This window comes from uncultured Flavobacterium sp. (assembly GCF_937967675.1).
In the GTDB taxonomy this organism is placed as follows: Bacteria; Bacteroidota; Bacteroidia; order Flavobacteriales; family Flavobacteriaceae; genus Flavobacterium.
Map to the genome: position 1 here is coordinate 1 of NZ_CALBSN010000066.1, position 16,470 is coordinate 16,470.

The window sequence follows — 16,470 nt, forward strand, 5'->3', positions numbered from 1 at the left end:
AGAATTCTTATATTTGTAAATTAATTAAACCAAAACAAACTATGAACGAAATTATCAAAAAAAACGGAATTACCTTCGGTATTATCACTGGAGTATTAAGTGTATTGATTACAACTTCTATTTACATTGTTGATTTATCTTTAATGACTAAATGGTGGCTTGGTATACTAATTTTAGTAGTTTATATTATTATTGGTTGTGTGTTATTAGTTAAAACCAAAAAAGATTTAGGTGGTTACATGAGTTTTAAAGAAGGCTTCACTACTTATTTTGTATCTGCACTTATAGGTATAGCAATTTCTGTTGTTTATAATATTTTACTTTTTAATGTAATTGATCCTGAAGCAGCAATTCGTTTAAAAGAACTTACACTTGAATCAACTGTTCAAATGTTAGAAAAATTTGGAACTCCCACTTCTGCTATCAAAGAAACAGTTGATAAAATGAAAGATTACAACCAATTTTCTGCAATTGAGCAAGCCAAAGGAAGTATTTGGAGCATAGTAGGTTCTGCAATTTTTGGTGCAATTTTAGCTGCAATTTTCAAAAAAGATAAACCTGTATTCTAAATGAATTTATCCATAGTTATCCCATTATTAAACGAACAAGAATCGTTACCTGAATTACACAATTGGATTGTGAAAGTGATGCAAGCGCACAACTTTTCCTATGAGATCCTTTTTATTGATGATGGTAGTTCCGATGCTTCTTGGAATGTTATTCAAAAATTATCTCAAGAAAATTCAAATGTAAAAGGTATCCGTTTTCTTAGAAATTATGGAAAGTCACAAGCCTTGCATGCAGGTTTTGCAAAAGCACAAGGTGATGTCGTGATTACTATGGATGCCGATTTACAAGATAGTCCAGATGAAATTCCAGAATTATTCCGATTAATTACCGAAGATAATTATGATTTAATTTCAGGATGGAAGAAAAAACGTTACGATTCGGTTGTAGCAAAAAACATTCCATCTAAATTATTTAATTGGGCCGCTCGAAAAACTTCAGGCGTTAAATTGAATGATTTCAATTGCGGATTAAAAGCCTATAAAAACATTGTTATTAAAAACATAGAAGTTTCAGGTGAAATGCACCGTTATATTCCTGTTTTAGCTAAGAATGCTGGATTTGGGAAAATCGGTGAAAAAGTCGTGATTCATCAAGCTAGAAAATACGGAAGTTCTAAATTTGGAATGAGCCGTTTTATTAATGGCTTCTTAGATTTGATTACGATTTGGTTTTTATCTACTTTCGGAAAACGACCAATGCATCTTTTCGGATTATTAGGCTCCATTATGTTTGTGATTGGATTTTTATTCGCATTCTACTTAGGTATCGATAAATTATTCATCAACACAACAGGAAGATTAATCACCGAAAGACCGCAATTTTATTTATCGCTAACCGCGATGTTAATTGGAACTCAATTATTCTTAGCCGGATTTTTAGGTGAAATCATCCTAAGAACCAAAAACAACGAAGAACGTTATAAGATTTCAGAAGTACTATAATATTGTGAGAAAACAATAGTTCTCTCAAAACATACAGAATATGCATATCGAACAAAGTATTTTAAACAAAGTAAACGAGTGGTTAACCCCAACATTTGACGAAGCAACTCGAAACGCTATAGAAGAAATGATGACTTCGGCTCCAAAAGAGTTGGAAGAAAGTTTTTATAAAAATTTAGAATTTGGAACGGGTGGAATGCGTGGTGTTATGGGTGTTGGAACGAATCGTATCAACAAATACACATTAGGTAAAAACACGCAAGGTTTATCAGATTATTTACATAAATCGTTTCCAAACGAACAATTGAAAGTAGCAATCGCTTACGATTGTCGTCATAACAGTAATACATTGGCTAAAGTAGTAGCTGATGTTTTTTCGGCTAACGGAATTAAAGTATATTTGTTTTCAGATATGCGCCCAACTCCTGAATTATCATTTGCAGTTCGTCATTTGAATTGCCATGCAGGAATTGTTTTAACGGCTTCTCACAATCCACCAGAATACAACGGTTATAAAGTGTATTGGCAAGATGGTGGTCAATTAGTACCGCCTCAAGATGCCGAAATTATCAAAGTAATTGAAGATTTAAAATACAGCGATATCAAATTCGAAGCGAACAACGATTTAATTGAATATATCGATGCTGAAGTAGACGAAGCTTTCGCAAAATCAACCGTTGAAAATGCAAGTTTTAACACGCCAGCCGATGCTAAAGCTAATTTAAAAATCGTTTATACTTCTTTGCACGGAACTTCGATTAAAGCAATTCCAAACGTATTAGCAAAGGCAGGTTACACCGATGTAAATATCGTTCCTGAACAAGCGGAACCTAATGGTGATTTCCCAACCGTAGTTTCTCCAAATCCAGAAGAACCAGAAGCATTGTCAATGGCAATTGCTTTAGCAGAGAAAATTGGTGCCGATATGGTCGTAGGAACTGACCCAGATTCTGACCGTTTAGGGGTTGCCGTTCGTGATTTAGATGGAAACATCAAATTATTAAACGGAAATCAAACGATGGTTATCATGACCGCTTTCCTATTAGAACAATGGAAACGCGCTGATAAATTCCAAGGAAATGAATTCATTGGTTCGACTATTGTTTCCACTCCAATGATGTTGGAATTAGCAGCAGCTTATGATGTAGAATGTAAAGTAGGATTAACAGGATTCAAATGGATTGCAAAATTCATTAAAGATTTCCCAAATCAGAAATTTATTGGTGGTGGTGAAGAAAGTTTTGGTTTTATGGTGGGCGATGCCGTTCGTGATAAAGATGCTGTTGCCGCTATTTTATTGGTAAGTGAAATTGCAGCGCAAGCTAAAGCTTCGGGAAGTTCGTTATACCAAGAATTATTGAATTTGTATATTGATTTTGGTTTCTATAAAGAACATTTGATTTCGATTACCAAAAAAGGAATTGAAGGCGCTAACGAAATCAAACAAATGATGATTGCTTTACGCGAAAATCCTTTAAAGGAAATCAATGGACAACGTGTGATTTGCATCGAAGATTATCAAGCTTCAAAAGGAAAAGACTTCATGAACAATGAAGAATTTGAAATTCATGTTCCAAAATCAAACGTATTGATTTACTATTTGGAAGACGGAAGTAAAATTTGTGCACGACCAAGTGGAACCGAACCAAAAATTAAATTCTATTTCAGCGTAAATGGAGATTTAGATACGATTGAAAACGCAAAATCAGTTGAAAAAGAATTAGATAACAAAATTGCTGGCATTATTTCAGCAATGAAATTAAACTAAATGGATCAAAATTTAAAGAAAATAATTCCGTTTGCTCTGAAGTACAAAAAAGATATTGTAATGAATGTTATTTATAATATTCTTTATGCTCTTTTTAGTACTTTATCATTTATTGCATTAATTCCAATGCTCGATGTTTTGTTCAAAGACGCTGAAAAAATAGTTAAAGAACCTAAATTAACTTCGATTTGGGAAATAACAAGCTACGGAAATGATTATTTATATTTTTACATAACAAAATTAACAAATGAAAGTGGTGCACAATACGCTCTTTTATTAGTAGTTTCTATTATTATTTCAACTTTCTTATTAAAAAACATTTTTAATTATTTAGCTCTAAATCATTTGATGCTTCTAAAAAATGGAGTTTTAAAAGACCTTAGAAACAAAATGTTTGATAAAATCATTAGTCTTCCAATTTCCTATTATTCAGAGAAAAGAAAAGGTGATATGATGGCAAGAATGTTAGGAGACGTTAATGAAGTAAGAAATTCGTTTTTTAACATCCTGGAATTGGTTATTAAAGAGCCAATGACAATTGTTTTCACTATTGGTGCCATGATTGTAATAAGTTTTAAATTAACTTTATTCGTATTTGTTTTTATCCCTATTTCTGGTTTTATCATTTCTAAAATTGGAAAAAGTTTAAAAGCAAAATCTAAAAGAGCACAAGATGAAAATGGTTATTTGATTTCGGTTGTAGAAGAAACCCTTGGCGGATTAAAGGTAGTTAAAAGTTATAATGCAGAAGGCTCATTTACAAACAAATTCAATAGTTCAATTCAAAGATTATATCGTCTAACAAACAGTATCGGAAGAAAAAACAACCTTTCTTCTCCTATGAGTGAATTCATGGGAATCGTTGTAATTGCTATTTTACTTTGGTACGGAGGAAATATGGTTTTGGTAGAAACCTTTGCTGATGGTTCTCCTCTACTTGAAGGCTCTAAATTTATTGCTTACATGGGATTAGCCTACAATATTCTAACTCCTGCAAAAGCAATTTCTAAAGCTTCTTATCAGGTAAAGAGTGGATTGGCTGCTGCCGAACGCGTTTTTGATGTATTAGAAGTTGAAAATACTATTACCGATAAAGAAAATGCAATCATAAAAACTTCTTTTGATACTTCCATCACAATTGAAAACATCAACTTTAAATATGAAGAAGAAAATGTTCTAAAAAACTTCTCGTTAGAAGTTCCAAAAGGAAAAACAGTCGCTTTAGTAGGACAATCAGGTTCTGGAAAAAGTACGATTGCGAATTTATTGACTCGTTTTTATGACGTACAAGAAGGAAGTGTAAAAATCGACGATATCGACATTAAAGACATGACGTTAGAATCGTTACGTCATTTAATAGGATTAGTTACTCAAGATTCAATTTTGTTTAACGATACGATAAAAAATAATATTCTATTAGGGAAACAAGATGCAACAGATGAAGAAATCATTGCGGCTTTAAAAATAGCTAATGCTTACGAATTCGTAAAAGATTTACCTAACGGAATTGAAACAAACATTGGTGATGCTGGTGGAAAACTTTCAGGCGGACAAAAACAACGCTTATCGATTGCAAGAGCCGTTTTGAAAAATCCTCCAATTATGATTTTAGATGAAGCTACTTCGGCTTTAGATACAGAAAGTGAAAAATTCGTTCAAGTGGCATTAGAAAACATGATGCAAAATAGAACATCAATTGTTATCGCACACCGATTATCAACCATTCAAAAAGCGGATAAAATTGTTGTAATGCAGAAAGGTGAAATTGTGGAGCAAGGAACGCATGACGAATTATTAGCTTTGAATGGAACATACTCGAAGTTGGTGATGATGCAGAGTTTCGAGTAAAAGTTAGGAGTTTAGCAAAATAAATTAATCTCATTTCAAGATTTTGTAGATTATGTAAATTTCTTAAATCTGTGTTCCAAAATTTGTAATTTTACTTGAATTTGATTTTTGAACTTGTAATTGCACTTGAAAAATGTATGTAAACCATCCAAATATCACATTACCCGATGACAATGAGACCATTGTTTGGAAATATTTGGACTTGTCTAAGTTTTTAGACATGCTGTTGTCACAACAGTTGTTTATGTCGCGTTCAGATAAGTTTGAAGACCAATATGAAGGCACATTTTCGGAACCTACTTTTGAAGAAATAAAGAAAATTGCTGCTAACAATCCTAAGTTTTTAGATTACTACAAATCACATCGAGAAAAAGTTGTGATTAGTAGTTGGCATATTAACGAATATGAATCGTTTGCGATGTGGCAAATTTTCACTCAAAACACCGAAGGTTTAGCGATTCAAACTACAATTGGTAGACTTAAAGAAGCTTTACAACCTGAAAGACAAACCGAACAATACATTGGCGCTGTAAATTACATCGATTACAAAAAAGAATTTATTCCGTTTGAAGATACGTTTTTCCCGTTTTTGTTTAAACGTAAAAGTTTTCAATACGAAAGAGAAATTCGTATTATTTCTGACGTTTCAGCTAATGGTATAAAAATCGACAACGGCTTAAAAGTCGATGTTAATTTGAACCAATTAATCGAAAAAATCTACATTCACCCAAAAAGCGAAAACTGGTATAAAAAACTGGTAATCGAATTAGTTTCTAAACTAGGATTTGATTTTGAAATTGAAAAATCGGATTTAGAAAGTGATATTCTGATTTAGAAAATCTTCTGAACTCTATTTGAGAAATCTTGTAAATTAATTCGGAGTATACATTTCCACTTTCCACTCGTCTGCTAACAAGTTAACATAGTGGTAGTGTACTTTATCATTTTTATCAAAAGCACCATTTTTGTTGATGTCTTCGATACATCTGAAATACAAACGATTTTGGGCTTCAATTATATTCCAATCGATTAACTCTTTAAATTCTTCTGATAGTTTGGTAAATTTTTCACCACTTGCCGAACTCAAATACAACGAACGAATATCATTTTGATTGATTTTTCCATCTTTGTTAGTATCGGAATCAACCAAAGTGTAAACCATGATTTGCTTCTTGGTTTTAGCCGCTATTCCATCTAAAAATGTTGCGGTTTGAATTTGAATCTTCTTATTTGTTAATGGTTTTATAGTTGTAGAATCAATATGTTGAAAGTTCAAATTATCGAAATAACCTGTAATTTCAAATCGATTATAATTGGAAATAGCATAACTAACTTGATTGGTTTTACTGCTTCCGTAGACTTTACTATTCGAATCATACACACGAACATCTCCAACTGGATGAATCAAATACTTGGTTCCTTCCATCAATATTGGCAAATCTGCCACTTTGATAGACGACGTATCTTTAACTTCTGCTTCTACCTTAGTTTTTCCTTCTTCATAGATAACCTTTGGCGTTTCTGCTTCATTTTTACAACTCATTAAAGTTGCAACTAAGCTAAAAGTAAAAAGAATACGTTTCATCTGTTTGAATTTTATAGTCAAATATACTAAAATAATAATTGGCTTACAATCGGGCTACCAATTTGATATTAAAAACGCGAGTGGTCATGTAGTTTGGAATTCCGTATTGTGATTTTGTATATACATCACGAACCCAAGTATTCGTAATCGCATTTTGATTGTTGAATAAATTGAAAATTTCCAACCCTAAAGAGAATTCATTAAAAGGTTTTAACCATTTTTTAGCAGCCTTAATTTCTTGGTCTTTAAACACATAAGAAAATCCAACATCAGCTCTTCTATAATCATTTAATCGCATTTGATAAGCATAGGAATCTTCAACATATGAAGGCGATCCTCCTGGCAATCCTGTATTGTAAACCAAGTTTAAATATAACTTAAGATTAGGAATGTTTGGCATATAATCTTGAAATAAAATTCCAAATTTAAGTCTTTGATCTGTTGGACGAGCTATAAAACCTTTTCCGTCTTGATTTTCCTCAGTTTTTAAGTACCCAAAACTAAACCAAGATTCGGTTCCAGGAACAAACTCACCATTTAGCCTAGCGTCAAATCCGTAAGCATAAGCTTCTGCGTTATTGTTTGCTCTGTATCGGATGCGAACATTGTCTATTGTATAGGTATTTACATCTGTAATATTTTTATAATAAGCTTCTGAAACCAATTTAAAAGGGCGATTCCACATTTTAAAACTGTAATCATTACTTAAAACGATATGAAATGATTGTTGGGCTTTTACATTGGTTTGCACTACCCCATCATAATCTCGAAGTTCTCGATAAAAAGGAGGTTGATGATACAAACCTCCAGACAATCGAAACATCATATCTTTACGCCAGTTAGGTTTAAAAGCAAATTGAGCTCTAGGAGAAAAAGTAAATTGACTAGCTCCATCAGGTCGATTATCAGCGGTAACTTGCCATTGATGAGAACGAATTCCTGCGTTTAACCAATACTCATGAGCTCCTAATTTCCCCCTATAATTCCATTGTAAATATCCTGACAATCTATTAATTTTAGTAAAATTAGTAGCTCTAATATTTTTATAAGGTGCTAATGGCCCATAATACGGATTATATGGTTGATTGTTTACATATTCTAATAAAGGATTTGGTAATGAAAAACCGGCAGAATCTACTGCCTCCCACTCTACTAATCGATCTCTAATGTCCTCAATAGTAAACTTTGCTCCCCATTCAATTTGAGATTTTTTATTAATTTCATGAAAACCTTTAACTTCTGTATTAACAATTAGTGCATCTAAATTATTACGAGCATGATTTAATTGGGAACCTACACCACGAGAAAAAACCACATCACCAAAGGTATCAGAACCAATATTTGCATCAACTTCTCCTAATCTATATTGAGCCAAGATATCATAATATTCTTGCTCTTGCGTATGATAACCCGAAAGAATAAATTTTAATTTATTTTTTTCATTGTATTGATAAACGGCTTTCCCTGCACCAAAAAAAGTAAGGTATTTATCCTTTTCTTGCCCTTCATAAAACACTAATAAAGCAATAGGCTCATCAATAGTTCCAAAGTTGGTTTGACGCGTTAAAGGCTGATAATTATAGTTATTTTGTGAAATATTGCCTAAAAAACTAAAATTCCATTTAGAGGAAGCATTGAAATTTAACAAAGACTGAACATCAAAAAATGTAGGTCTAAAATTAGTTTGAGTTTCCTGACTATTAACTAACAAACTATTATCTCTGTAACGAATTCCCGTAATATTACTCCATTTTTGATTTTTAGAAACCCCTTCAACTGTAAGACTTCCTCCTAAAAAACTAGCTTCTAAACTAGCGCCAAACTGTTTCGGATTTCGATATGTAATATCTAAAACTGAAGATAATTTATCACCATATTTAGCTTGAAAACCTCCGGCGGAAGCATCAACATTATAAACCAAGTCTGTATTAGTAAAACTCAATCCTTCTTGTTGTCCTGAACGAATTAAAAAAGGACGATAGACTTCAATTTCATTTACATAGACTAAGTTTTCGTCGTAATTTCCACCACGTACCGCATACGAAGTACTCAATTCATTATTACTATTAAAACCTGGTAAGGATTTAACAATATTTTCAATTCCGGCATTAGCACCGGGTATTTTTCTTATAATAACCGGATCGATTGTGGTAACACCCTCAATTCTTTTTTTACTATTTCCTACAACTGTAACTTCACCAAACTCCTCAACTTTAGAATTCATTACTGGATTTAACTCAAAATCTTCATTAGGTTTCAAATTCAAATCAATCGTAATTTTCATTAATGATACGTGAGTAAAAGTAATTGTAACTTTCTTATTAGCCTCAATTTCTAAAATATAGAAACCATTTTCATTAGAAACCGTTCCTTTATCTCCCACTTTAACCGTTACATTTTCAACCGGATTATTAAATTCGTCTAAAATAACACCTTTAACACGGGCTTTTTGAGCCGAAACCGTCAAAGAAAATAAACCAATAATGAATACCAAAAATATATTTTTCAAAAGAATTCGTTTTAATTATCTAAAAAAGTAAGATTCAAAGGTAGTAGAATTTTGCAAATTATCCGTTACAACAATCTTTAAATCGTTTCTACCTTGAACGCAAATATTATCATCTAAATTGTGTATTAATTTTTTTGTTTTATAATCATATTCCATTAAAATCCATTTTCCATTCAAATATGCATTAAATGTATCAATGTCAGAATGCAAATCATTTACAGAAACACTAATCGTTTTTAGTTCTTTAATAGTACTCCCTTCTACAAAATTAACATTATAAATTCTTGGAGGTGTAGTATCTTGTGCTAGTTTATACTTTCCCAGCGATTTCGTTTTCATGGTAAATGAATTCCCTTTTCTATACGTTTTATTGTATGATAATTTATATCCATCAAGTGTTGCAATAAAAGTTTTTGATAATTGTTCTTCTGTTAAACCTTGAACATCATTAAATGTTATTGTAATATTTTTGTGCACAGGAACACTATCGTCATGTAATGTTAAAATATCACCATTTACATCAAAATTTAAATAGAAATTGTTGTAAAATGCATTTTCAGGTATTTGCACCGATACATTGCTTTTTTCAAAAATAGCTTCATTTTTAGCTTTAACAAAGTAAGGTGTTTTTTGAATTGTATTTAAAATATTAGGATTACTTGAAGCAAATTCAATAGGGATTAGCACTTCAACTTTATTTTCATGAAAGTCATATAATTCAATTCTATAATTATAATTTGAATTAGGATTTACTTTTATTGTACCGTCTTTTTTATTCCCTGCAACAATAGATAATGGGTAATCTGATAATTGGAATAATTTCTGAATGCGTTGCCCCATTAAATGAAATCGTTCATAATCAATAAAATTATTAATGTAACGAGATTCATCAAAAGCAAAACTATCAAACCCGAATTGATATTGTAAAACACCATTTAAATAAGCTTTCACCTTATACAAACCATTCTTGTTGTAGGCATTGGTACAAAAATCATAAGCATTTATTCCAAATCCTATCCTACCATTGGCTTGTACTTTAGTTCCTAAATAGCTTCCATCAGATTGTTTAGAAAAATTAATATTTATAGGTTTTTGCGATTTATTAACCGTAGTTGAATCTAAAGGGTAAACCACTACTCCTTGAATCACGGGTTTTCTATCATCGTTAATTATTTTTTTAAAACCAAAATGCATAGGATTTAAAATTTCCTCTGACTTTGTATTTCTAAATTCAAAATGTAAATGTGGCGCTCCACTACCTCCTGTATTACCTGAAAAAGCAATAATATCACCTTTTTTTACAGGTAACTCTGTTGGAAATAAATACATTTCAACCTCATAAGATTGTTCTTTATATTGTTTCGACTTGATGTATGTTTCAATAGCTCCATTAGCTTTTTGCAAATGACCATAAACAGAAGTGTACCCATTAGGATGCGTTATATAAATAGCCTTTCCATATCCAAATACTGAAATTTTGATTCGGGAAACATAGCCATCACCCGCAGCATAAACAGGCAAACCTTCTACCCCCTTTGTTTTGAAATCCAAACCAGAATGAAAATGGTTACTTCGCAATTCGCCAAAGGAGCCAGATAAATCTAAAGGAATCAGTAGAGGCGATTGAAAATAATCTTGAGGAAAATCTTGACTGTAAATTAAAAAAGGGAGAAATAAAAAGGCTAATAAAAATTTCATACAAATTCTGTTTAGCGCTAAAATAGGAAAAAAAATTATATTAAAACAGTCAAAAAAGATACGTTATTTAAAACAATAACAATCAATCAGTTATGAATACTTAAAATTAATTCATAAAAATTAATAAAAAGTATTGCTATTTTTGAATACTAATGCTAACTTTGTGAAATAATGAAATGAATTTATCATTAATGACTGAATTATCTGAATTAATTGATTCTCTCGAAGTTAAATTTTTTAAGCTCAACCAAAAAGTCGTTCAGCTTGAAAAGAAAAACATAGAGTTGCAAGAAGAATTGTTGCTTTCTAAAAAAAATCAACAGTTGCAATCAAGTGAAATAGAAACTTTAAAGAATCAGCTAGATACTCTTAAAATGGTTAATTCATTACTAGGCAGTGAAGAAAACAAACGAGAAACAAAACTCAAAATAAATTCATTAATCAGGGAAATTGATTATTGTATAGCCCAACTTTCGGATTAGAACCGTATGAGTGAGAAACTGAAAATTAAAATATCAATAGCAGATCGAATGTATCCCTTAACTGTGGATCCATCACAAGAAGAAGGGCTTAGAAGCGCTTCAAAGAAAATAGATGCTATGATAAAACAGTTTGAACAAAGTTATGCTGTAAGAGACAAACAAGATGTTTTAGCTATGTGTGCCTTGCAATTTGCAGCTCAAGTTGAACAAAAACAGATCAATTCTTCTCAAGATAATGAAACAAATATAGCCAGATTGCAAAATTTGGATAAAAAATTGAGTGAGTTACTCTCAAAATAAATACGTTCTTACATTAACAAACAAAGATACTGCCTACATTAGTATATATTTGATAAACTCAACACTAACAATTTAAACGAGTGAATCTTTGCAACTATAACAGGCCCTTAAGTGGGAAGTTTGAACTGCAGGTTAGCTCAAATCTTGTATAACAGAGTTTATACAAACATCTAATGTAGGCTTTTTTTATATAATTTTTTAACACACATATGGACATACTAAGTATAATAATTGGAATTGTTGTTGGTCTTGCAGGAGGTTTTGGAATCGCTAAATTTTTAGAGAAAAGCAATGTTTCTAACCTAATTAAAAATGCAAAAAAAGAAGCAGCTTCGATTTTAAAAGACGCTAAAACAGAAGCTGAAGCAGCAAAAAAAGATAAAATTCTACAAGCTAAAGAGAAGTTTTTAGAATTAAAAGCAGAACACGAACAAGTAATTTTAGCTCGCGATAAAAAAATGGCCGAAGCTGAAAAAAGAACGCGTGATAAAGAATCTCAAGTTTCAAATGAATTAGCAAAAGCTAAAAAAATTAATGATGAAGTTGAAGCTAAAATTGCAGATTACAATAATAAAATCGAATATTTAGACAAGAAACAACAAGAAATTGATAAACTTCACAGAAGTCAAGTAGAGCAACTAGAAGCTATTTCTGGTTTATCTGCTGAAGATGCTAAAAATCAATTGGTAGAAAGTTTAAAAGCGGAAGCCAAAACAAACGCTATGTCATTCATTCAAGATACTGTGGAAGAAGCAAAAATGACAGCGCAACAAGAAGCGAAAAAAATCATCATCAACACTATTCAACGTGTAGGTACTGAAGAAGCAGTTGAAAACTGTGTATCGGTATTTAACATTGAATCGGATGATGTAAAAGGTAGAATCATTGGTCGTGAAGGTCGTAACATTAGAGCTTTAGAAGCTGCAACAGGAGTTGAAATCATTGTTGATGACACACCAGAAGCTATCATCTTATCATGTTTTGATCCAGTAAGAAGAGAAATCGCTCGTTTAGCATTACACAAATTAGTAACCGACGGTCGTATTCACCCAGCACGTATTGAAGAAGTGGTTGCTAAAACTGCTAAACAAATCGACGAAGAAATTATCGAAACTGGAAAACGTACAGTAATTGATTTAGGAATCCACGGATTACACCCTGAATTAATTAAAGTTGTGGGTAGAATGAAATACCGTTCTTCTTACGGACAAAACTTGTTACAACACTCAAGAGAGGTAGCTAAGTTATGTGGTATTATGGCAGCTGAACTAGGATTAAACGTTAAATTAGCTAAAAGAGCTGGTTTATTACACGATATTGGAAAAGTACCAGATACAGAAAGTGAATTGCCTCACGCAATACTAGGTATGCAATGGGCAGAGAAATATGGTGAAAAAGAAGAAGTATGTAATGCTATTGGAGCACACCACGACGAAATAGAAATGAAATCATTGATTTCTCCAATAATCCAAGTTTGTGATGCTATTTCTGGTGCACGTCCTGGAGCAAGAAGACAAGTATTAGATTCTTACATCCAACGTTTGAAAGACTTAGAAGATATTGCATTTGGATTTAATGGTGTAAAAAATGCTTATGCAATTCAGGCAGGTAGAGAATTACGTGTGATTGTTGAGAGCGAAAAAGTTTCTGATGAAGCAGCAGCTAATCTTTCTTTTGATATTTCTCAAAAAATTCAAACGGAAATGACTTATCCTGGTCAAGTAAAAATTACGGTTATTCGTGAAACTAGAGCAGTTAATATTGCGAAGTAATTTTTAAGTCGCAGTATTCAGTCGCAGTTGACAGTAAATATTTAAAAAAGGGATTTTTAAAATTAAAAATCCCTTTTTTTTATTCCCATAACTGTGACTGAAAACTGTGACTGCTAACTATTTACGTGGATGATAATTATTCAACACTTCCGACAAGAATTTTCTATCCAAATGCATATACACTTCTGTAGTAGTAATTGATTCATGACCTAGCATTAATTGAATAGAACGTAAATCGGCACCATTTTCTAAAAGATGCGTTGCGAATGAATGACGAAACGTATGCGGACTTATGGTTTTATTTAAATTGATTTTTACCGCTAAATCTTTTATAATAGTAAAAACCATTGCACGTGTTAATTGCCTTCCTCTCCTATTTAAAAACAAGGTATCTTCATGTCCTTTTTGAACGGGATAATGCACTCGAATTAAATTCACATAAGAAGTAATATATTTAATAGTAGACTGACCCACTGGCACAAATCGTTGCTTGTTTCCTTTTCCTGTGATTTTAATAAAACCTTCTTCAAAAAATAAATCGGATATTTTTAAACCTACTAATTCCGATACACGCAAACCACAACTGTATAACGTTTCTAGCATAGCCCTATTGCGTTCACCTTCTGGAGTAGATAAATCTATAGCCGCAATTAAAGCGTCAATTTCTTCTGTGGCTAATGTATCTGGAAGTTTTCGACCTGTTTTAGGCACTTCAATTAATTCTAGCGGGGTATCTTTTCGATAATCTTCAAAAACCAAATAATTAAAAAAGCTTTTTAAACCCGAAATTATTCTCGATTGACTCCTAGCATTTACTTTTGAAGCTATTTCATAAATAAATTGCTGAAGGGTTTCTTCTGTTATAGTAATTGGAGTAACCTTTATATCGTGTTGGTTTAAAAACAAAACCAACTTTTCGATATCAAAAGAATAATTTTCTATAGTGTTCTTAGAAAGTCCACGTTCTAAACGAAGATAATTTTGATATTCTTTAATATACGATTGCCAAGTGCTCATATATCAAATGTAGGCAAATTACAGCAATAAAAAAATCCCGCCGAAGCGGGATTTTTGACTTATTTGTTTTACAAATATTAGAAATGTAAAGCAAAACCAACATTCAATTGGAATACACCTTTATCAGTATAATCATCATTTAATGAATGGTTGTAACGAATACCTGGCTCGATAGATACATTATCACCTAAAAACCATGCGTAACCTGCACCAACACCTAACCACATTGGAGTTTCTCCTGCAAAATTTTCAACTCCATCTCCAGAAGCACCTGTTAAATCTAAAGTTACAGGAATCATACTTTCAACATAATACTTAGCACCTAATCTATAAGAAAAAGAGCTTGTATCAGAGAAACTATCTCCACCATATCCTAAACCAGCTTTTAAAGCTAAGTTATCCATGATGAAATAACCTCCATCTAATCCAATATTGTATTGAGACTCACCATCTTGAGAAGCAAAATAGAAACCAGTTGTTCCTAACATTGCATTACCAGTATTTGCCTCAATTAACCATTTACCTTTAGAAGTTTGGTTTCCTCCTTCAGATTTTTCTTCTTGTGCGTTAGCAAAACCGAAAGCCAATAATGCTACAGCAGATAATAAAACTTTTTTCATGTTTAGTTTAAATTTAAAGTTAATAGGGCAAATTTATAGCATTTTTCTATACAAAATAACAAAATTTGTTATGTTATTAACAATTTTATTAACAAGTAAAACAAAAAACACTCATATTCAGATACTTAAAAAAAATAAAAACTAAAAAATTAAAGTTTTTTTAATAAAAAATAAAGACTTAAAAAAACGCAAATAAAATCTAAAACATTGTAAATCAAATAGTTCCTAAAAACGTTAAAAACTGCATTTCATCGATAAAAACAATAAAAAGCGCCCGTAAGCGTTACCTATTAAAACATTTCAATATGAAAAGAACAATTGCAACATTGATTTTACTAGTTCTAGGAACTGGTTTATCTCAGGCTCAAATGCTAAAATTTGGGGTAAAAGGTGGTGTTAATTTTGCCAACTACACGGGAGGAGAAATATCAGGTGTAGATTTTAAAACCATTACCAGTTATCATGCTGGATTAGTTGTAGAATTAAAAGTATTTGAAAACTTTGCCATTCAACCTGAATTACTTTATTCTACACAAGGTTCCGAATTAGAAGGTTTTGGCAATCAAATTAAAAATGAATTGGGCTATTTATCAGTACCTGTACTTGCTAAATTTTATTTAACTTCAAACAAATTGAGCTTAGAACTAGGACCGCAAGCATCCGTTTTAGTTAGTGAACGAAATAAAATAGATACTAACGACACCAAAACATTTGATATTGGTTTAGCTGGAGGTTTAAGTTTTAAAATTACAGATGGTATTTTTATTTCTGGCAGATATGTAGCTGGATTAACTGAAGCCAAAAAAGAGGCGGATGTAAAAAATTCGGTAATTCAATTTTCTTTAGGTTATATGTTTTAACAATAAAACTTATAATATTTTGCTAAAACCATTCTCAAAAGGAATGGTTTTTTTATTTTTACAAAAACAATTCTCATGAAGATTATTATCATCAATGGTCCAAATCTAAACTTACTAGGTAAAAGAGAACCTGAAGTTTATGGCAATGAAACTTTTGAATCCTATTTTGAAAAATTACAAGTTCAATTTCCAACTGTTACTTTGGAGTATTTTCAAAGCAACATTGAAGGTGAAATCATCTCTAAAATTCAAGAAATAGGCTTTGATTATGATGGTATAGTTTTAAATGCTGGAGCTTATACACACACTTCTATTGGAATTGGCGATGCAATAAAATCGATTACGACACCCGTTGTTGAAGTTCACATATCCAATACTTTTTCAAGAGAATCTTTTCGCCATCAGTCCTATATATCACCAAATGCAAAAGGGATCATTATTGGTTTTGGATTAAAAAGTTACGAGTTAGCACTAAAATCATTTTGATAATACAACCTTTT

The 16,470-nt window shown here is 31.7% G+C and carries 15 protein-coding genes; 10 read left to right on the forward strand and 5 right to left on the reverse strand.

Going from position 1 to position 16,470, the window contains the following annotated elements:
• The 5 genes from Q0075_RS04185 to Q0075_RS04205 form a co-directional block, all read left to right on the forward strand.
• Window positions 1-569 (forward strand): DUF4199 domain-containing protein (locus Q0075_RS04185; RefSeq protein WP_366798147.1); only part of this gene is annotated, 569 nt, incomplete at its 5' end.
• Window positions 570-1,511, forward strand: coding sequence for a glycosyltransferase family 2 protein (locus Q0075_RS04190; RefSeq protein ID WP_297868416.1), 942 nt, complete (start codon window positions 570-572; stop codon window positions 1,509-1,511). It begins immediately after the preceding gene.
• A gap of 40 nt (window positions 1,512-1,551) precedes the next feature.
• Window positions 1,552-3,279 (forward strand): phospho-sugar mutase, encoded by a 1,728-nt coding sequence (locus Q0075_RS04195; protein ID WP_297868417.1) that lies wholly within the window; start codon window positions 1,552-1,554, stop codon window positions 3,277-3,279.
• The gene (locus tag Q0075_RS04200; RefSeq protein ID WP_297868418.1) at window positions 3,280-5,127 is read left to right on the forward strand and encodes an ABC transporter ATP-binding protein; all 1,848 of its coding nucleotides are present in this window, start codon (window positions 3,280-3,282) and stop codon (window positions 5,125-5,127) included.
• A gap of 133 nt (window positions 5,128-5,260) precedes the next feature.
• Window positions 5,261-5,962 carry a hypothetical protein gene (locus Q0075_RS04205; RefSeq protein WP_297868419.1) on the forward strand — a complete coding sequence of 234 codons (702 nt, stop codon included), beginning with the start codon at window positions 5,261-5,263 and terminating at the stop codon, window positions 5,960-5,962.
• Window positions 5,963-5,998: 36 nt separating this feature from the next.
• Here Q0075_RS04205 and Q0075_RS04210 read toward each other — a convergent pair whose 3' ends face one another.
• From Q0075_RS04210 to Q0075_RS04220, 3 genes are read right to left on the reverse strand one after another with little or no spacing between them, the layout of a single operon-like run.
• Window positions 5,999-6,712: a hypothetical protein gene (locus tag Q0075_RS04210; protein WP_297868420.1), complete on the reverse strand. Its 714-nt coding sequence runs from the start codon at window positions 6,710-6,712 to the stop codon at window positions 5,999-6,001.
• Between the two features lie 43 nt (window positions 6,713-6,755).
• Window positions 6,756-9,221 (reverse strand): TonB-dependent receptor, encoded by a 2,466-nt coding sequence (locus tag Q0075_RS04215; RefSeq protein WP_297868421.1) that lies wholly within the window; start codon window positions 9,219-9,221, stop codon window positions 6,756-6,758.
• A gap of 15 nt (window positions 9,222-9,236) precedes the next feature.
• Window positions 9,237-10,919 (reverse strand): M23 family metallopeptidase, encoded by a 1,683-nt coding sequence (locus Q0075_RS04220; protein ID WP_297868422.1) that lies wholly within the window; start codon window positions 10,917-10,919, stop codon window positions 9,237-9,239.
• Window positions 10,920-11,110: 191 nt separating this feature from the next.
• Between Q0075_RS04220 and Q0075_RS04225 the strand changes: the two genes are divergently transcribed.
• The 3 genes from Q0075_RS04225 to rny all read left to right on the forward strand — a co-directional run bounded on the left by Q0075_RS04225 (window position 11,111) and on the right by rny (window position 13,473).
• Entirely contained in the window at window positions 11,111-11,401 is a 291-nt protein-coding gene (locus Q0075_RS04225; protein ID WP_297868423.1) for a hypothetical protein, read from the forward strand.
• Window positions 11,402-11,407: 6 nt separating this feature from the next.
• The gene (locus Q0075_RS04230; protein ID WP_297868424.1) at window positions 11,408-11,701 is read left to right on the forward strand and encodes a cell division protein ZapA; all 294 of its coding nucleotides are present in this window, start codon (window positions 11,408-11,410) and stop codon (window positions 11,699-11,701) included.
• Between the two features lie 209 nt (window positions 11,702-11,910).
• Window positions 11,911-13,473 carry a ribonuclease Y gene (gene rny / locus Q0075_RS04235; RefSeq protein ID WP_297868425.1) on the forward strand — a complete coding sequence of 521 codons (1,563 nt, stop codon included), beginning with the start codon at window positions 11,911-11,913 and terminating at the stop codon, window positions 13,471-13,473.
• A gap of 117 nt (window positions 13,474-13,590) precedes the next feature.
• On the opposite strand, the gene xerD is transcribed toward rny, so the two are convergent.
• Window positions 13,591-14,490 carry a site-specific tyrosine recombinase XerD gene (xerD, locus tag Q0075_RS04240; protein ID WP_297868426.1) on the reverse strand — a complete coding sequence of 300 codons (900 nt, stop codon included), beginning with the start codon at window positions 14,488-14,490 and terminating at the stop codon, window positions 13,591-13,593.
• A gap of 77 nt (window positions 14,491-14,567) precedes the next feature.
• Window positions 14,568-15,110 carry an outer membrane beta-barrel protein gene (locus tag Q0075_RS04245; RefSeq protein ID WP_297868427.1) on the reverse strand — a complete coding sequence of 181 codons (543 nt, stop codon included), beginning with the start codon at window positions 15,108-15,110 and terminating at the stop codon, window positions 14,568-14,570.
• A gap of 305 nt (window positions 15,111-15,415) precedes the next feature.
• On the opposite strand from Q0075_RS04245, the gene Q0075_RS04250 reads away from it, so the two are divergent.
• Together Q0075_RS04250 and aroQ are read left to right on the forward strand one after the other, a co-directional pair.
• Window positions 15,416-15,970 (forward strand): porin family protein, encoded by a 555-nt coding sequence (locus Q0075_RS04250; RefSeq protein ID WP_297868428.1) that lies wholly within the window; start codon window positions 15,416-15,418, stop codon window positions 15,968-15,970.
• Window positions 15,971-16,045: 75 nt separating this feature from the next.
• Window positions 16,046-16,456: a type II 3-dehydroquinate dehydratase gene (aroQ, locus tag Q0075_RS04255; protein WP_297868429.1), complete on the forward strand. Its 411-nt coding sequence runs from the start codon at window positions 16,046-16,048 to the stop codon at window positions 16,454-16,456.
• The last annotated feature ends 14 nt before the right edge of the window (window positions 16,457-16,470 follow it).